This is a genomic window from Neobacillus niacini (assembly GCF_031456445.1).
In the GTDB taxonomy this organism is placed as follows: Bacteria; Bacillota; Bacilli; order Bacillales; family Cytobacillaceae; genus Neobacillus; species Neobacillus niacini_I.
Genome location: NZ_JAVDUQ010000001.1, coordinates 233,059 through 252,102, shown reverse-complemented (window position 1 = coordinate 252,102; position 19,044 = coordinate 233,059). Strand labels below are relative to the sequence as shown.

Sequence of the window (19,044 nt, the reverse complement as noted above, 5' to 3'; positions counted from 1 at the left end):
GAGGTTCGAAATGGGTACAAGGCTTGAAGGAAAACCGGTCGTTCAGTTTTTACGGGAAAATATTAAGTCCCGGGTTAGAGTACTAGAGGAAAACGGCGTTTTTCCAACTCTTTTATTGATTCGCGTTGGGGAACGGGAGGATGATATTTTCTATGAAAAGAGTATTTTAAAGAATTGCGATCTTCTTCGAATTAAGGGAATGGTAAAACAACTGCCTTCATCTGTTTCAATGGACGAACTGACGAAGGTTTTCAAGGACGTCAATCATGATTCAGCAATTCATGGAATCATGATTTTCAGGCCGCTCCCTGACCATCTTGATTTGGATATAATTCGAAATTTGATAGACCCGGTTAAAGATATTGATTGTATGTCACCTGTAAACCTTGAAAAGGTTTTTGAGGGAAATAGCACTGGGTTTGCTCCATGTACTGCAAAAGCCGTGATTGAAATCTTAAAGTACTATGATATTCCATTAAAAGGGGCAAATGTTGTCGTAGCAGGCAGAAGTCTTGTTGTCGGCAAGCCGCTTGCGATGCTTCTTTTAGATGAAAATGCAACGGTGTCGATTTGTCATTCTAGGACAAAAGAGATGCCAGCTGTTACAGCAAATGCCGATATTGTCGTAGCAGCAATCGGGAAAGCCAAGTTCATGACGGAAGAATATTTTAAAGAAAATTCAATTGTTGTTGATGTGGGCATCAATGATGATGACACTGGAAAAATTTGCGGGGACGTCGATTTTGATGCTGTTCTTGATAAAGTAAAAGCGATTACACCGGCAACAGGTGGAGTCGGAATCATTACGACGACAATTTTGTTGGATCATGTGGTGCAAGCATGTGAAAAATTAACCGGAGTCAGCAAAAATTTTTGTTTAAAATAAATAAGCGTAGAAGGCAGAACTCCATTTCTGCCTTTTTTTAAGATTTTAAATAGGAGGAGGAAATCCTTTGTTAGACAAAAGCTGTAATGTTTTTATTGAGGAGCTTTCATCGAAATCACCTGTGCCTGGCGGGGGTGGTGCGTCCGCATATGTGGGAGCACTTGGAATGGCATTGGGCAGTATGGTCGGAAACCTCACTGTTGGGAAAAAGAAGTATAAAGATGTCGAAGCGGATATCATCGAGCTTTTGAATAGATCAGAGGTAATTATGAATCGACTGAAAGCATTAGTGAAAAAAGATGCCGAAGTGTTTTACCCGTTGTCACAGGCTTATGGTCTGCCATCATCGACAGAAGAGGAAAAAAAGCATAAAGAGACTGTTCTTCAGGAAGCACTCATTGAAGCATCGATGGTGCCTTTGGAAATTGCGAAAAACTGTTTGGAAGCCATTCACTTACATGAAGAATATGCAAAAAAGGGAACGAGAATCGCGATTAGTGATGTCGGCGTCGGGGTTGCGTTTTGCAAAGCTGCGCTCCAAGGTGCAAAGCTCAATGTGTTGATTAATACGAAAATCATGAAAGATCTGGAATTGAAAAAGAGGATAGAAACTGAACTACAAGAAATAGAAAGAGTGGGGCTTGAAAAAACGGATCAAATCTATAACGATGTTGAAAAGATGCTGAGGTAAAACAAAGACTGGAATTTTCCAGTCTTCTTTTTATTTTTGAAGTAAAATTGAGGTTTAGTTTCACTTTTTATGAATTTACTTTCCGGTTTGGTCGAAATATTTTCCACTTTTGTTCATTTATTTTCCGGTTTAATTAAATTACTTTCCACTTTAGTCTATTTATTTTCCACTTTAACAAAATTACTTTCCACTTGCTCAGCCCACAAACAATGTCCGAGTTCGTAATTTTGTCATGATTAATACCTTCTAGGGGTTAAAAATCAATGTAGAATAAAAAGAGTAAATAGTTCTTGAAAGGTCTGGTCATATGAAAAAATTAGCATTCTTTATGATAAGTCTGATGGTATTCATCATTGCAGGGTGTGGGGGAACGAAAGAATTTCAAGTTAAGCTTTCAACACCGAAAACATTTACGGAGGGGAAAGCCTATCCGATGCAAATTAAAATTACAGATCAAAAGGGGAATCCGGTAAAAGGAGCTCATGTTAATGCGGAAATAAATATGAAAAATATGGACCATGGAACCGTCCCAGTAACTGTTGAAGAAACAGAGGATGGAAAGTATATTGGATTGGCGAAATTAGCCATGAATGGGGACTGGATTGCCTCCATTAAAGTAGAGAAAAACGGAAAATCAGTTGAGGAAGAAAAAGAGTTTTCAGTCGAGGCCGCTACAATGGAAAATGCCCATAAAGTAACAAAGCAGGTCTCCCTTCCAGATTTTCATCTTTTTGACCAAAATGGGAAGCAAGTCATGAAACAGGACCTTTTAGGTAAAACCGTCGTATTGACCTTTACCTATGTAAATTGTGCTGATCCGAATGCCTGCCCGGTTTTGTTGGCAAATTTCCGTAATTTACAAGAGGATCTTAAAGCGGGAGGGATAGATACAGATGAAATTTTGCTCGCATCTGTCTCAGTTGACCCGGAAAATGACACACCAAAAGTAATGAAAGAACATGCGAAGGAAATGAATTTTGACATGACCTACCTTAAGATGCTGACAGGAAAAATGAGTGAAATCAAAGAAGTAGCTAATACTCTCGGTGAGCATTTTGAAAAACAGGGTAACGAAGTCATGCATGATAATAAAACGTTTATTTTTAATCCAAATGGGGAATTAACGCACGAATTTACAGGAAGCTTGATTGACAGGGAAGAATTATTTCAAGTGGTAGCTGGAAATAAATAAATACCTAAAAGGCAGCTTTTAAAAAGTGCCAGGCACCATGCAAAATTTTCACATATGCCTGGCACTTATTTTTGTTAGCTGCCGCTTGGCTTAACGAGCCTATGTTTTTTGATATGATACTGCAGGCTTTGCCGAGTGATTCCAAGTGTTCTGGCAGCTTTGGAAATGTTCCAATCCACTTCGTCCAGTGTCTTTTGGATGTAGTGCTCCTGGGAGTTTGAGAAGATCGATTTAAATGGATTCTTCTTTAACTCTTTTTGATTTTCCACTTTAATTGATGGTGCTGTTAATATTTTTTTCTTCATATAGGCAGGAAGGTGGTCAATTCCGATTTCCTTATCATATTCAATGGCGCGTATGATTAAATTCTCAACTAAATGCTCTAATTCCCTCGTGTTTCCAGGCCAATGATATTGAAGCAGCATCGAAATCAATGCATTGGACAGATTAGGCACCTCTTTGTTGAATTTCCTTTTATATTTTTCAATGAAAAACTGAATGAAAAAGTGGATATCTTCTGTTCGTTCCCGTAAAGGAGTAATATAGAGACTTGTGTGTGCAAGCCTGTAAAATAAATCAATACGCATTTTGCCATCGTCGATTAATTTTTCAGGATCTTCGTTTGAAGCACTAATCACGGTACACTCTACAGGAGTCACTTCATTTGAACCCACCCTGCGGACTAATCGCTCTTGAAGAACACGAATTAATTTGGATTGTAAAGCGATAGGCATCGAGTTAATTTCATCAAGAAAAAGCGTACCATTTTTGGCATATTCAAAAAGCCCGATTTGGTTTGTAGCCCCCGTAAAGGCTCCTTTAACAGTCCCAAATAATGTACTTTCTAATAGGGTTTCAGGGATAGCAGCACAGTTTATCGCAACAAAAGGGCTTTCCGCTCTTGGACTGTGGTTATGCATACTTTGGGCAAATAGTTCTTTTCCTGTTCCCGTTTCCCCGACAATTAACACATCGGTATTATGGATGGCAATATTTTCGGCCTCCTGGATGAGGTTTTTTAGTGCCATGCTCTTGCCTTTAATATCATCAAAGGAAAAAGTCGTTCCGTTTTTATAGGGTCGATCATGGGCATCGGATTGGATAATTTGCCTTCTCATTTCTATCGTTTGATGGAGCTGATTTTTAAGATGGGATTCATTCGTACTGATTGAAAAAACAGCAATGGTTTCCCCGTCCTTTTGGATTGGAAACGTACTATAATTTACATATTTAGGTACACCATTTACCGTGGAGTGTGCCCGATACCTGGAGAATATTGGTTTACCAGTTTTAAAGGTATGTTTATGCTCCGAATACTGCGGGTTATAATTATAGGCCTCCCAAAGATGTTTCCCAAGAATTTCTCTGCTGTCCAATCCTTCTAATTTTTCCTGTGCACTATTATACAGGACAATCTTTCCATCATAATCACTCATCATCACACCTTCATTCAGGGATTCAATCACTTTTTCAAGGCAATATATACGTGCTTCCTGATTGGTTGATAGATTTGTCATATCTTTCATACAGAGAATCCAATAATCATGATCTGCCGAGAATTTTTTTACCTCTATTGCTAACTTCATTTCATTCATAGTAATTTGGAAGGTTTCATCCTCTATTAAAGTTTCTTGGTTATAGGGCAGAAAATTGAAGATCTTTTTGCTAACTGCTAGATTCAATTGAAGGTCGTCGTCCACATCATAAAATAAAATATCATGGTGATCGTCTAAAACAATAACTCCATCTACAAAACTTCTAATCAGTGAAGCGATTGATGCTGGATTCATTCTAAAGCCCCTCCTTTAAACGTCTACTTATTTCAGAATATATCATTTAGTATGAAAAATTGAAATAATCTGCATGCAAAAAACATCTGCCTAATTGAAAGGTTGTTTTTACAATGGCGGAAACCTAATTCCTTTAGTGCTTTATTAGGGAAACGCAAAAAATATCTGCGGTTTTTTAAAACTATTTATTCTAAATTGAGTTCCATGCTAAAATTTTCAATTCTTATAATTTCACACTTTTCCGAAAATATAAAGCGGATTCCAGCTCGATGGCATATTTCTTGCAATAGATAGATTGAGGAAATTTTACTAGATTTTATTTTTCAAGAAGAAGAAAGCGAGTGATGTGCAGTGAAAAAACGCAGTTTAATTCTTTCAGGTTTGTTAGGAATCTCATTGTTTGTAACAGGCTGTGCAAGCAATCAATCCTCTGGTTCCACATCAAGTAAGGATGCTATTAAAATCGGCTGGGTCGGTCCATTAACAGGTCCAACTTCAACAGATGGCACGCTTAGCCGTAATGCTGCACAGCTTGCCATTGAACAATTTAACAGAGATGGCGGGGTAAATGGGAAAAAAGTAGAGCTAGTTGCAGAAGATGATCAAGGGAAACCGGAAGAAGCGTTAAAAGCCGTACAAAAGCTAATTAATAGTGATAAGGTATCTGGAATTGTCGGCGGTGGCTACAGCGGTCCAATGAAAACCGTTACGCCAAAGGTTCAAGCGGCTAAAGTTCCAATGGTTGTAGCTTATGCCGTTCATCCGGACATTACAAAAGGCGGAGACTATGTAAATCGAGTCATTTACACGGCTGATGTTCAAGGAAAAGCAATGGCTGATTATGCTGTCAATGATCTGAAAAAGAAAAACATTGCCGTCATGTATGTAGATATTGATTATGGAATTTCTATCTACCATGCATTTAAAGATGAAGCCAAAAAGCTTGGTGCCAATATCGTTATAGAGAAACCTTTTAAAATGGGTGATAAAGATTTCAGCTCTGTCTTGACTGCCGTTAAAGAGGAGAAACCGGATGCATTGTATGTTGTCGGTTACTACAATGAGGCAGCCGGAATTGTTACACAGTCGAAGGAATTGGGTATTGATTCACAGTTTTTAGGAGTAGATGGTTTTGATTCACCTAAATTCCTAGAATTGGGTAAGGAAAATACACAAGGTGCAACCTTCACGACTTCATTCTTTGCTACAGACACCAGGGAAGCAGTGCAAAACTTTGTTAAGGCGTGGCATGAAAAATATAAGGATAGTGATCCGGATATGCTTTCATCCCAAAGCTTTGATGCGACAGAAGTTATTTTGGAAGCCATGAAAAAGGCAGGAGCGAACCGCGAAAAGTTAGCCAAGGCAATTAATGAAACAAAAGATTTTGAAGGAACTTCCGGGAAAATTTCCTTTAATACCCAACATGAAGTGGTAAAACCAGTCATCTTTATGACTGTAAAAGATGGGAAATTCCAATACGTTAAATCTTTGAATTACTAAGGTTCATTTGGACTTGAGAGGGAGGAGGGGGCTTTAAGGTCTCCTCTTTGCTTTTTTTCATTTATTTCATTAACACAGATTGGTGACAAAACTTGGCGGGAACCGAACCAAAGTGTGGCCAATAGCTTCGATAGGCGACAAAAAAGAGCGGAAACCGAATCAAAGTGTCGCCAATAGCTTCGATAGGCGACAAAAAAGAGCGGGACCCGAGCAAAAGTGTCGCCAATAGCTTCGATAGGCGACAAAAAAGAGCGGGACTCGAGTCAAAATGTCGCCAATAGCTTCGATAGGCGACAAAAAAGAGCGGTACTTGAGCAAAAGTGTCGCCAATAGCTTTGATAGGCGACAAAAAAGAGCGGGACCAGAGTCAAAATGTCGCCAATAGCTTCGATAGGCGACAAAAAAGAGTGAGAACCGAACCAAAGTGTCGCCAATAGCTTTGATAGGCGACAAAAAAGAGTGGGAGCCATGCCAAAGTGTCGCTAATAAGCCGTATAGGCGAAAAAAGGAGCGGGACCAGAGTCAAAATGTCGCCAATAGCTTCGATAGGCGACAAAAAAGAGCGGGACCCGAGTCAAAGTGTCACCAATAAGCAGGATACGCGACAAAATCGGGTGGAACAGTGCAAAATGTTGCCTAAATCCCAATCACCTGAATCACAAACCAAATAATAATCACAAATAGAAAGGAATGATGGAAAATGTTAGCACAGCAGCTTGTAAACGGGTTTGCAATCGGTTTTGTTTATATCCTTGTCTCTGTTGGCTTAACCATGGTGTATGGAGTCCTGAAATTATTACATTTCGCCCATGGAGTTATTTATATGGTTGGCGCCTTTGCGGCAATGATTGGAGTCATGTATCTTCATTTGCCGTTTCTTATTGCTTTACTATTTGCAATGATTGTTTCTGCTATCCTTGGGATGGCGATTGAACGCTTTGCCTATCGTCCGCTACGTGGTGGACACCCAATCACGACGTTAATCAGCGGTGTAGGTGTAGCGATCTTTCTGGAGAACTTATTCCAGGTTGTTTTTTCATCGGACACACAGCCGTTTCCGGAAACAGGAACGACCAATACCATCTATCATCTTAGTCAATCAGTATCGCTTACGAATTATAAATTTTATATTGTTCTAGCGGGAGTTATTGGACTTGGACTGCTATTTGCCTTCCTAAAATTTACGAAAATGGGCTTAGCAATTCAGGCGGTAGCGCAAGATATGCGAGCAGCTTCCTTGATGGGGGTAAATTCGAATCGGGTTGTTTCCGTGACGTTTATGCTCGGTTCTGCTCTCGCAGCTGTCGCCGGTGTATTGGTCGCATTAAATTACAATTCTTTATTTCCAAGCATGGGTTCTATTCCGGGTCTAAAAGCATTTTGTGTCGTGGTGCTTGGGGGACTAGGTTCCATCGGCGGCACGATTATCGGCGGATTAATTCTTGGGCTGGTGGAAACGATGAGCGATGGCTATCTCTCAGGAATGGTCATTGATAAAGATGCGATTGCCTTTGTCATTCTCATTGTCATCCTATTAATTAAACCGTCCGGATTGTTTGGGAAAAAAGTCGAGAAAGTGTAGGTGATGGTCATGGATGCATTATTCAATCCTTATTACGTTGACATTATTGTTTTTTTACTTATCTATATTGTTCTTGGCTTAGGACTAAATTTGATTACCGGTTACGCCGGTCAAGTATCCCTTGGACATGCGGCGTTTTTTGGGATTGGTGCCTATTCTTCAGCGATTCTATCTACGAAAGCTGATTTAAATCCATGGCTTGCGATTCTTTTGGCTATTGTCATCACCTTTATCATTAGCGCCATTTTAGGATTACCAAGCCTTAGGGTCCGGGAAGATTTTTTAGCCATCACCACATTGGGGATGGGTCTTATCATCCAGTCCTTTTTTAAAAATGCCAGCATTACCGGCGGAGCTTACGGAATTGACATGATCCCTACCCCTTCCTTGTTTGGAATGAAGCTTGAGAATGTAAGTTATTTGGTGTTCCTGCTGATTGTCTTCTTAATTGGAATCTATGCAGTCAGAAAAATGACGCAGTCTCGAATTGGTCGTGCCTGGATGGTTATCCGCGAGGATGATATTGTTGCACAATCAATGGGAATTAACACCACCTATTACAAAGTTTTGGTGTTTGCAATTGGTGGTGCATATGCCGGTGCTGCTGGTGCCTTGTTTGCGCATAAAGTGACCTACATTAGCTCGGACTCGTTCGGTTTTTCGATTTCTGCCACAATCTTAAGCATGGTGGTAATCGGTGGGCTTGGAAGTATCCGCGGCACGCTTTTTGGAGTAAGTGTGCTCTATTTACTGCCAGAGTTTTTCCGCTTATTCCAATTTACCTTTATCGATATGAAGTATCTCGATATGTATAAGATGATGCTTTACGGATTGCTGATGGTATTGATGATGAGGTACCGGCCCAATGGGATTTTTGGTAAAAAGGGTGCGAAGAAGGTAATGACTAAATCATTTCGGAAAAAGAAGACGGTAAAGGACGGTGAACATGTTGCTTAAAATAGAAGGAATCATCAAACGATTCGGTGGATTAGTCGCGGTAAGCGAGGTAAGTCTTCAAGTAAATCAAGGCGAGATTTTTGGACTAATCGGGCCGAATGGTGCGGGGAAAACGACATTTTTTAACATGTTAACAGGAATCTATAAACCGAATGAAGGGGAAATTCTTTTTGAGAATCAGCCCGTTCAAGGATTAAAGCCATTTCGAATTGCGCAATTAGGAATATCCCGTACCTTTCAGAATATCCGGCTGTTAAAGGACGAAACCGTTCTTGAAAATGTAATGGTCGGGATGTTTGGCAAGACACATACGGGTCTCTGGTCTGCCATTTTAGGTTTACGTTCTTCCAAAAAAGAAGAAGAAATGGTCAGGGAAGAAAGCCTGAAAATTTTAGGGATTGTCGGGTTAAAAGGATATGAGGATGAACTGGCAGGCAGTCTTTCCTATGGAAATCAGCGCCGAGTGGAAATCGCCCGGGCGTTGGTTTCAAGGCCAAAACTTCTTCTACTCGATGAGCCGACGGCGGGAATGAACGATGAGGAAACTGCAGAAATTGGCGAACTTATTTTAAAAATAAGAGAGAATGGAACAACCGTTATCTTGATTGAGCATAATGTAGGCTGGGTAATGGGGCTTTGCGATCGAATTGCCGTATTTGATCATGGCGAAAAAATTGCCGATGACAATCCAGAAGCGATTATATCGAATCCTGCGGTCATTGAGGCCTATATCGGTAAAGAGGATGTGGAAGGGGAGATAGGATATGCTGCAAATTAATAATCTTCATGTTTCATACGGAAGCATTCATGCCGTAAGAAATCTCTCCCTTGAAGTACAAAACGGAGAGGCAGTGGCCCTAATCGGGGCAAACGGAGCTGGGAAAACGACAACGGTAAATGCGATTTCCGGTGTCATTCCCTCAAAGGGATCCATTCAATATGATGGAAAAGAAATCAATGGGATGGCTGCCCATAAGGTTGTAAAAGAAGGAATTATTATGGTGCCGGAAGGGCGGCGGATTTTTCCGAAATTATCGGTGGCAAATAACCTCATAATGGGTGCCTATGCCAGAAAGGTATCGAAAAAGGAATTGCACCAGGAGATAGATAAGATTTATGAATTATTTCCCCGTTTAGCAGAGCGACGCCAACAAATGGCCGGTACATTGAGTGGCGGTGAACAGCAAATGCTTGCAATCGGCCGTGCACTTATGGCAAAGCCAAAGTTGCTCATATTAGATGAACCCTCAATGGGCTTAGCCCCAATTGTGGTAAAAAGTATTTTTTCAACGATTAATAAAATTAAGCAAGAAGGATTAACCATTCTCTTAATTGAACAGAATGCAACAATGGCTCTATCGGTAGTAGATCGTGGATATATTCTAGAGAATGGAGAAATTCATTTTCAAGATACGGCAAAAAATCTGCGGGAAAAAGATGTGGTTAAAAAAGCTTATCTAGGGTAATCAAACAGCCAAGGTTTTTCATAAAAACCTTGGCTGTTTTTTGTAATTGTAGTGAGTAGTTGAAAAAAAATCTGCATGCAAATTTTATCTGCTGGGTTAAAAATGGAATCGTTTACAAGGACTAAACATATTTAAAATGATCCTCTAGTAAAATATGCAAAAAACATCTGCGGTTTATTATATCAAATTCATATATATAACGAATATCCTGGAAAACGCTAGCTAGATTTTTAGGTTAATAGCGCGCTTATATAATTAAATTCACAAAAAACTCCTCCGATTCCACTGACTTGGCACGGTATTTGCAATATATAAAAACGAGAACAACATTTAATCTAGGAGGAATTATGAATGTCAAAACCAGAAATCTTATATTCCGTTAAAGCGCAAAGAGGACCTGTACTCCGTTGTAAGGGCTGGAGACAGGAATCAATCCTAAGGATGCTTGAAAACAACATGGAAAATGCGGAGAAGCCGGAAGAACTAATCATTTACGGAGGGATTGGCAAAGCTGCCCGGAACTGGGAATCCTACCATGCAATTGTAAAATCGTTAAAAGAGCTTGAAGATGATGAAACATTGGTGGTTCAATCCGGTATGCCGGTTGCCATCTTCAAAACACATAAATATGCTCCAACCGTTGTGATGGCAACAACCAATATTATGAAGGCAGATTGGCCAACATTCTATGATCTTCAAGATAAAAACTTAACGATGTATGCAAACTATACGGCTGCACCATGGGAATATATCGGAACACAAGGCGTGATCCAAGGAACATTTGAAACATTATCCGCAATCGCTCGCCTTCATTACGATGACTCACTCGTTGGGAAAATCTTACTAACTGCCGGTGCAGGCGGTATGGGCGGTAACCAAACAAGAGCGATGACAATGCATGGGGGTGTAGCCATTCTTTGTGATTCCAACGTAGAAATCATTAAGCGCCGGATTGAAAAGAAATTCATTGATGTATTAGTAGATTCATTGGATGAAGCAATCGTTTTGGCAAAAGAATACGCTGCTGCGAAAAAGCCATTAGGGATTGCTGTTGTTGGGAATGCGGCTGATATTTTTGAAGAGGTTATTCAAAAAGGCTTCTTACCGGATATCGCAACTTCCATGACTCCAGCACACGACCCAATTTCTTACCTGCCAGCTGGTTTATCAGTTGTAGAAGCAGAAGAACTTCGTGATCGTAATCGTGAACTTTATTTAGAAAAAGCCCGCGCGACAATGGTACGCGAACTAAAAGCACTCATTAAATTCCTAGACCTCGGTGTTAAGTCTTTCGAATACGGTACAAGTATCCGTAAAGAATGCATTGATGCCGGTATGGATGAAAAAGAAGCAAAACGTCTTCCAGGCTTCGTTGCAGAATATATCCGTCCGCTCTTCTGTGAAGGCCGTGGACCATTCCGCTGGGTATGTCTATCTGGAGAAGCGGAGGATTTACGGAAAATTGATGATATGATTTTAGAAGAATTTAGTAATGACCTTCTAGTAACACGTTGGATTAAACTTGCAAAAGAACATATTCCAATCGAAGCATTACCAGCTCGTATTTGTTATATGGGCTTTGGTCAGCGTAAGAAATTCGCGTTAAAAGTAAATGATATGATTCGAAATGGGGAACTTGCCGGACCAGTTGCCTTCTCCCGTGACAATTTAGACTCCGGTTCCATTGTGAACCCAACATTCGAATCTGAAAACATGAAAGACGGCGGCGATTTAATTTCCGACTGGCCGATATTGAACGGGCTATTAAACGCAGTGGGTATGTGTGATTTGATTGCGCTACAAGCGAATTACTCCATGGGGGAAGCCGTTCATACCGGTGTAACGATGATCGCTGACGGAACGGCAGAATCCGATATGAGGCTGGAAGTAGCCATGACGGTTGACTCAGGAATCGGGGTCATCCGCCATGCTCAAGCAGGCTATGAAACTGCACGCGATGTGGCTAACGGAAAAGGCAAGCTAACAGATGAAAGCATCAAAGTACCATTATGGTGGTCACCAAAAGCAACTTTCGGACCAAAAGATTTAGAAAAAGAAGATGTAAAAGCTTAATAGGAAAAAATAAAACTAGATAGTAGAGATCGACTTGCCTGCAGGTCTCTACTATTCTTTTGTTATTTTCAGGGATTACATAACAAATGCAGCCATTGGCATGACAGAAAAAGTTTGGAGGTTTTAAAAGTGTCAGAGACAAAAGTAAAAACAAAAGTAGATTTATTGATTATGAATGCGGCAGAAGTTATTACATGTGCTGGGGAGGGCATGAGTGAAATCGGTGTCATCGAAAATGCCTGGATTGCCATCAAGGATGGAAAAATTGCAGGTGTCGGGACGGAAGCAGATATTAAACAAAGCTTTGAATTAGAAGATTCGGATGTTATTGATGCAAAAGGGAAGGTCGTTGCTCCCGGATTTATCGATTCCCATACCCATTTAGTTTTTTATGGCACAAGGGTTGAGGAATATGCAGCTAAGGTAGCTGGTTATAGCCCGGAAAAATTAAAAAGCCTTGGAATCTCAATGGGACCCAATCGTACAGTTGAATTAACAAGGAACAGACCTTCAGAAGAATTATTTGAACAGTCGAAAAAACGGCTGATGACCATGCTGGAATATGGAATTACAACTGTCGAAAGCAAGAGCGGCTACGGATTAACCACAGATAGTGAAATCAAAATTTTAGAGGTTAGTAGAAGATTAAATGAAGAAACACCGCTCGATGTACTAAATACCTTTTTAGGTGCTCATGGAGTCCCGGAAAACTTAACAAAAGAAGAATACTTAGATGTCATTATCGAGGAGATGATTCCACAAGTAGGGGAGCGGAAACTGGCAGAATTCTGTGATGTATGGTGCGATGATGGTTATTTTACGGCAGAGGAATCGGAATTAATCCTAAAAGCAGGTTTGAAATATGGTATGAAACCAAAAATGCATGCGGATGCTTACTCCTATATTGGTGGAACGGACCTTGCAGCCGAAATGAAAATGGTGTCAGTTGACCATCTGAATTATACACCTGTTGAAGTGATGGAAAAGCTTGCGGAAGCAAACGTTACAGGCGTCTTAATGCCTTCTCTTGATTTTGCGGTAAGTCATAAACGCCCGTTTGATGCACGGAAAATGCTTGATTTAGGCATGAAGGTGGCGCTGGCAACCGATCTTTGTCCGGCAAGTTACACCCAATCCATGCAATTTGTCATTAACCTTGCCTGCAGACTCTATCAATTCTCCGTGGAGGAAGCAATTAAAGCAGCGACTTATGGCGGGGCACAGGCGCTTGTTCTTGATGACAGGGGTACGATTCAAGAAGGAAAATTAGCTGATTTACAGATTTGGGATGTCCCAACCTATAAACATATTGCTTATGAGCTTGGAACAAATATTGTGGAAACCGTAATCAAAAACGGCAAGGTTGTCGTAAGCCGTTAGGAGGGATTTTTGATGAAAATAAATCAAGTATCAAAAGCTAGTGAACATGTAAACGCAGAACGCTTGCAAGATTTATTTTTAGAACTTGCCAAAATCAATGGACCAAGCGGGAAAGAAAGTCTTGTAGCAGAATATTTGAAAAAAGCACTGCCAGAGCTCGGTTTTACCCTGGAATTTGATGAGGCACATAAAAACTTTAATGGTGAAGTAGGGAATCTGATTGCTTGGTGTGAAGGTACGGATTCATCGATTCCGCCGTTATTTTTCTCGACCCATATGGATACGGTTTTACCAACAGAAGGATTAAAGCCTGTCATTAAGGATGGTGTAATCTATTCCGATGGTACGACGATTTTGGGTGCAGATGACAGAGCTGCATTAGCTGCTTATTTAGAAGCAATTCGTGCCATCATGGATAGCGGTGTACCGCATGGACCAATCGAATTCATTCTAACTGTGAATGAACAACCTGGTCTTGTCGGGGCAACCTACATGGACTATAGCAAGGCAAAAAGTAAAACAGGCTATATTTTTGACAGCAGCGGCGATGTTGGCCAAACAATTTTAAAAGGACCATATAGCAGCCGGATTTGGATGGAGGTTCATGGAAATGCCGCACATATTGCCTTGAATGCGGAGGATGGAAATAGCGCATTCCTGCTTGCGGCAGAAGGTTTAACGAACATGAAGCTCGGCGCAATTGATGAAGAAACACTTGCAAATATTGGCATTATAAAAGGTGGGGAACTAACTTCGATTATTCCCGGAAGTGTAACCGTTGCGGGGGAGGTTCGCAGTTTTTCTAAAGAAAAATTAGATGCGCAGTTAAAACATATGGAAGAAGTCATGAAGCAGGCTGCAGAGAAAAAGGGTGGAAAAGTGGAAGTTACCATCGAGAAAAAATATCTTGGTTTTGATATTCCAGAAGACCATATTTTAGTGAAAAATACATTAGAAGCTGCCCAAAATATTAACGTGAAGCCGTACTTAACAGAAACATTGGGCGGGGCCGATACAAATGTGTTAAATGAAAACGGGCTTACCACCATCACCCTTGGACTAGGTTTTCAAAATATCCACTCATTCAGGGAATGTATCAGCATCGAAAACCTTATTAATACGGGTAGATTAACAGCAGCATTGATTGAACAGTGGTATGTAAATCATAAAAATGAAGGTTAATATTTATGAGATTGTCATTTTAGTAGGGATATGGTCGATAGATTAATTTATAATATTGGATAAAGTCGAAAAATTTTAGCAAATCATATAGGAGATGGAATCGATGAGCAGCAAAGAATTAGTAGAATTAAAAACAGTAGACATAGATGGTTTTACACTCGATCGCTATAAAGTCCAAATGGTTGCTGATGGCAATGCGAAAGTGGAAATTCCGGAAGCAAACTGGCAGCGAGTGAGGGAAAGTCGTAAACGAGTGGAAAAAGCAATAAATGACGGAAAAGTCGTTTACGGTGTCAATACTGGTTTCGGAAAACTAAGTGATATCGAAATTAATCCTGAAGACAATGCCAAGTTACAGTTAAATTTATTGCGAGCCGATGCTGTTGGAGTTGGTGAGCCACTGCCAATTCCAGTGGTAAGAGCGATGATGACGTTAAGAGCGAACTCTCTATCAAAAGGCTTCTCCGGTATAAGAGAAGAAACACTTCAGCTGCTTCTTGATATGATAAACAACGATGTACATCCTGTTGTTCCATGCAAGGGATCCGTTGGGGCAAGCGGTGACCTCGCACCCCTATCCCATATTGCTATTTGTTTAGTGGGGGAAGGGAAAGCGGAATACAAGGGAGAAATCCTGCCAGGCGGAGAGGCGTTAAAATGTGCTGGACTTAAACCTGTTTCCTTAGAAGCAAAGGAAGGATTAGCACTAATCAATGGAACACAAGCCATGTCAGCGGTTGGAACAATTGCGTTAAACGAAGCAGAACGTGTTGGCCTGGCTGCAGATATGGCAGCATGCCTAACAATAGAAGCATTAAATGGAATTATTTCTGCCTTTGACAGTGAACTTTTAGCGGTGAGACCGCATCCGGAGCTTGAATTTGTTGCATCTCGAATGAGGAAATGGCTTGAAGGCAGTAAACGGGTAACACGTCAGGGAGAAATCCGCATCCAGGATTCCTATTCGATTCGCTGTATTCCACAGGTTCATGGTGCATCCTGGCAGGCATTTAATTATGTCAATGAACGCCTAAGCGTTGAAATGAACGCTACAACCGATAATCCCATCGTACTAGAAAGCGGTGAAATTCTTTCCGGAGGTCATTTCCACGGGCAGCCAATCGCCTTATCAATGGACTTTTTGAAAGTGGCTGCAGCAGAATGGGCAAATATTTCTGAGCGTAGAACCGAACGTCTTGTTAACCCGCAATTAAGCGGCTTGTCCCCGTTCTTAGCAACGGATCCAGGATTAGAATGTGGCTTGATGGTTGCGCAATATGCAGCAGCATCCCTTGTTTCTGAAAATAAAGTCCTTGCCCATCCGGCAAGTGTTGACTCGATTCCAACATCGGCCAATCAAGAGGACCACGTTAGTATGGGAACCATCGCTTCACGTCAAGCAAGAGAAATCATTCATAATTCAGCAAGAGTCATTGCGATTGAAATGATTTGTGCGTCTCAGGCGATTTACTTAGAAAATGCAGAAAAAGAATTGGCTCCGGCAACAAGAGCTTACTTAGAAAAAATTCGAGAAATCTGCCCGCCACTTGAGGGCGACCGTGCTATTTCCGATCAAATGGAAGAACTCGCACAATTTATCTTAAAAGATAATTCATTAATTAAATATTTTAAAAAATTCCATAAAAAGTAAAATAGAGAGGGTATCTCAAATTGATTTTGGGTTATCCTCAATTTTTTTTATAGTTTTTTATTGCCTGTATATCTTGTAAATCATCAAGATATGCAGGCTTTCTTTCATTCTAGGAATATGAAGTATAATAAGTAAATAATACAGTTACTATAGGGATATTGTTAGTGGGCTAATTTTCCATTACAATAGTTTTGTATTTATTCACAAAACAGTATAAATATAAAGGGTGGGTTTATGACACAGATAGGTAGGAATGAGCAATATTTAGTACATCACAATCAATTAAAACATATTCGTACTCTTCATGAATTGGTTGAGCTTGTTTCCGGGTTGGTGGAAAATCCGGTAACGATTGAAGCACCTAATTTTGATTTAATGGCCTATAGCGGAAATTATCAAATCCTTGATCCTGCCAGAAGAAATACGATTTTAGGTAAAAAAGTTCCAAATGAAATCGTTGATTACCTAAAGGAATCAGGTATCGTCCATTCGATTGAAAAAACAAATGCCCCCGTCAGAGTCCCTACAGATGAAAACATTGGTCTTACCAACCGTGTCGCTATGTGTATTAAGGATAAAGACAAAATCCTCGGTTATATTTGGGTACAGGAAACAGATCGAAAGCTAACGAAAAAAGAATTATTGTTTCTTAAAGATATCGCCAAAAAAGCAGCAGACATCATTTTGGAGAATAATCAAACAAGAAACATAGAATTGGATTCGCGAAAACAATTTTTTTCTAAATTACTTCAAAGCCACTACACGAATGAGCGAGTTGCCAAATTGGAGGCAGAATTAGCAGGGATAATGTTACCAACCATCTATTCCACGTTAGTCCTCTATCTCGAGGAAGGGCAAATAAATGATCATGTTCGCAGCTTGATTCGAACTCTCTGCCTTTATACAAGTAAAACGACCTATTGGATTGAGAATGAAAATCATATCGTGATCATTATTGGAAGTCCTTCCGTAATCGATGGATCTTCAACAAAATTAGCAAAAGAATTTGTGGACAATTTTAACAAGAGGATGGAAGATGTTCAAACTGTAAAACTAAATATTGGGATTGGAAAGGAATACAATCAATTATTGACCATGCACAAAAGTTATCTCGAAGCAATGGAAGTAATTAATATTAGAAAACAATTTAAAAATTGTGCCCCAATCTTTTATCAAGATTTAGGAATTTACCGCATCCTCTCCACTATTCATGACAAATACATGCAAGAAAATTACATCAATGAAAACATTAAGAAGTTAGAAAAATATGATCAAGAAAATCAAACAGAATTACTGTTAACATTAGAAAAATATTTAAAATGCAATTCAAAGGTAAAAGAAACGGCAGAAACACTGTTTATCCATCCTAATACCTTAAATTACAGGTTAAAAAGGATTTTTGATTTATGCCAGCTTAAAATGGATGATATGAACGAACGTACCTCTCTTTATATCGATCTGCTTCTCTTACAATATAAAAAACAAAAGTAGTATTGTGGCAAGACCACAAATAAACGATAAAAAGATTGGAGTTGGTAAACGAAGATAATTCTGAAAATTTTAAATATAATGAAGATAACATTACAAATGGAGGTGGAGAAATGTCATTAAGTGTCGAGGTTCGAAACTTAAAAAAAAAATATGGAGAGTACATCGCATTAAAACCAACTTCCTTGGAAATTAAGAATGGTGAATTTTTTACGATTTTGGGACCAAGTGGTTCTGGAAAAACAACTTTACTCAAACTCATATCCGGGTTTGAAAAACCAACAAATGGAAGTGTGTTTATCGGGGAAAATGAGGTAACGCACGCACCGCCGCACAAACGTGGAATTGGCATGTTATTTCAATCCTATGCCCTTTTTCCGCACTTAACAGTCTTTGAAAATATTATTTTTCCATTAAAAATGAGGAAAATGCCAAAAGATGCGGCAACAAAAAAGGTGGATAAGGTATTAGAACTCGTTCAACTTTCTTCCTTTAAAAATCGCTATCCCCATCAGCTAAGCGGTGGACAAAGGCAGCGTGTGGCATTAGCTCGTGCAGTTGTGTTTGACCCACCTGTTCTCCTGCTTGATGAACCATTAGGTGCATTAGACAAGCAGTTGAGGTTACAAATGCAATTCGAAATTAAAAAACTACAGGATAATCTTAAAATCACAACGATTTCTGTTACTCACGACCAAGAGGAAGCGCTTACAATGTCTTCGCGAATTTGCATTATCAATGACGGTGAGATTGAACAAACCGGAACCCCAAGGGAAATTTATGAAAAACCGCAAAATCGATTTGTCGCCGATTTTATTGGGGAAACAAATCTATTAACTGGGGAAATTATTGGTTGGGATGAAGAGATTGCCATTATTAAAACAAAGCATGGGGAAATCATTCGTTCATTGACTTTTAATAAAGAATTGAAGGAAATCACATTTGCCATCCGCCCTGAGTTAATTTCAATCGTTTCGGCTGTAAATCAACCTGAGAATATCTTAAAAGGTACGGTAAGAGATATTGTTTACATGGGAGAATCTAGTAAGTGCAAAATCGTAACAGAAAATGGGGAAACAATGACAATTAAGCTCACTCCGAAAGAAATTCCCTTTGTTAATGAAGGACAAGTATTGCAAATTGGCTGGGAAGTAAATGAAGGAACCCTATTGAATAAATAGTCGTTCAAATTGGAAAGGGGTT

General features: G+C 39.8%; 15 protein-coding genes. 14 read left to right on the top strand and 1 reads right to left on the bottom strand.

Translation table 11 applies throughout. The features are described from left to right. The first annotated feature begins 10 nt into the window (after window positions 1–10). The 3 genes from J2Y67_RS01285 to J2Y67_RS01275 all read left to right on the top strand — a co-directional run bounded on the left by J2Y67_RS01285 (window position 11) and on the right by J2Y67_RS01275 (window position 2,769). Window positions 11–886, top strand: a complete 876-nt coding sequence (locus J2Y67_RS01285; protein WP_310169730.1) for a bifunctional 5,10-methylenetetrahydrofolate dehydrogenase/5,10-methenyltetrahydrofolate cyclohydrolase — start codon at window positions 11–13, stop codon at window positions 884–886. Between the two features lie 67 nt (window positions 887–953). Next, on the top strand, window positions 954–1,577 hold the full coding sequence (locus tag J2Y67_RS01280) for a cyclodeaminase/cyclohydrolase family protein (protein WP_310169728.1): 624 nt from the start codon (window positions 954–956) through the stop codon (window positions 1,575–1,577). A gap of 307 nt (window positions 1,578–1,884) precedes the next feature. Continuing rightward, window positions 1,885–2,769 (top strand): FixH family protein, encoded by an 885-nt coding sequence (locus J2Y67_RS01275; RefSeq protein WP_310169726.1) that lies wholly within the window; start codon window positions 1,885–1,887, stop codon window positions 2,767–2,769. 74 nt (window positions 2,770–2,843) lie between these two features. Here the strand turns inward: J2Y67_RS01275 and J2Y67_RS01270 are convergent, their stop codons facing one another. Then, window positions 2,844–4,559 (bottom strand): sigma-54 interaction domain-containing protein, encoded by a 1,716-nt coding sequence (locus J2Y67_RS01270; protein ID WP_310169724.1) that lies wholly within the window; start codon window positions 4,557–4,559, stop codon window positions 2,844–2,846. Window positions 4,560–4,910: 351 nt separating this feature from the next. On the opposite strand from J2Y67_RS01270, the gene J2Y67_RS01265 reads away from it, so the two are divergent. The 11 genes from J2Y67_RS01265 to J2Y67_RS01215 all read left to right on the top strand — a co-directional run bounded on the left by J2Y67_RS01265 (window position 4,911) and on the right by J2Y67_RS01215 (window position 19,022). Beyond that, window positions 4,911–6,062 carry an ABC transporter substrate-binding protein gene (locus J2Y67_RS01265; RefSeq protein WP_310169722.1) on the top strand — a complete coding sequence of 384 codons (1,152 nt, stop codon included), beginning with the start codon at window positions 4,911–4,913 and terminating at the stop codon, window positions 6,060–6,062. A gap of 700 nt (window positions 6,063–6,762) precedes the next feature. Further along, the gene (locus J2Y67_RS01260; RefSeq protein WP_310169720.1) at window positions 6,763–7,644 is read left to right on the top strand and encodes a branched-chain amino acid ABC transporter permease; all 882 of its coding nucleotides are present in this window, start codon (window positions 6,763–6,765) and stop codon (window positions 7,642–7,644) included. 9 nt (window positions 7,645–7,653) lie between these two features. Next, entirely contained in the window at window positions 7,654–8,601 is a 948-nt protein-coding gene (locus J2Y67_RS01255; RefSeq protein ID WP_310169718.1) for a branched-chain amino acid ABC transporter permease, read from the top strand. After that, window positions 8,591–9,379: an ABC transporter ATP-binding protein gene (locus J2Y67_RS01250; protein ID WP_310169716.1), complete on the top strand. Its 789-nt coding sequence runs from the start codon at window positions 8,591–8,593 to the stop codon at window positions 9,377–9,379. Before J2Y67_RS01255 ends, J2Y67_RS01250 begins: the two co-directional genes overlap by 11 nt. Further along, window positions 9,366–10,067 (top strand): ABC transporter ATP-binding protein, encoded by a 702-nt coding sequence (locus J2Y67_RS01245; protein WP_310169714.1) that lies wholly within the window; start codon window positions 9,366–9,368, stop codon window positions 10,065–10,067. Before J2Y67_RS01250 ends, J2Y67_RS01245 begins: the two co-directional genes overlap by 14 nt. Window positions 10,068–10,418: 351 nt before the next feature. Continuing rightward, entirely contained in the window at window positions 10,419–12,140 is a 1,722-nt protein-coding gene (gene hutU, locus J2Y67_RS01240) for a urocanate hydratase (RefSeq protein ID WP_310169712.1), read from the top strand. A 129-nt stretch (window positions 12,141–12,269) separates the two neighbouring features. Continuing rightward, window positions 12,270–13,520: an imidazolonepropionase gene (gene hutI, locus J2Y67_RS01235; protein WP_310169710.1), complete on the top strand. Its 1,251-nt coding sequence runs from the start codon at window positions 12,270–12,272 to the stop codon at window positions 13,518–13,520. Window positions 13,521–13,532: 12 nt separating this feature from the next. After that, window positions 13,533–14,702, top strand: a complete 1,170-nt coding sequence (locus J2Y67_RS01230) for a M20/M25/M40 family metallo-hydrolase (RefSeq protein WP_310169709.1) — start codon at window positions 13,533–13,535, stop codon at window positions 14,700–14,702. 103 nt (window positions 14,703–14,805) lie between these two features. Next, window positions 14,806–16,353 (top strand): histidine ammonia-lyase, encoded by a 1,548-nt coding sequence (gene hutH, locus J2Y67_RS01225; RefSeq protein ID WP_310169708.1) that lies wholly within the window; start codon window positions 14,806–14,808, stop codon window positions 16,351–16,353. A gap of 234 nt (window positions 16,354–16,587) precedes the next feature. Then, entirely contained in the window at window positions 16,588–17,844 is a 1,257-nt protein-coding gene (locus J2Y67_RS01220) for a PucR family transcriptional regulator (RefSeq protein WP_310169706.1), read from the top strand. A 110-nt stretch (window positions 17,845–17,954) separates the two neighbouring features. Beyond that, window positions 17,955–19,022 (top strand): ABC transporter ATP-binding protein, encoded by a 1,068-nt coding sequence (locus J2Y67_RS01215; protein WP_310169705.1) that lies wholly within the window; start codon window positions 17,955–17,957, stop codon window positions 19,020–19,022. Window positions 19,023–19,044: the final 22 nt, after the last annotated feature.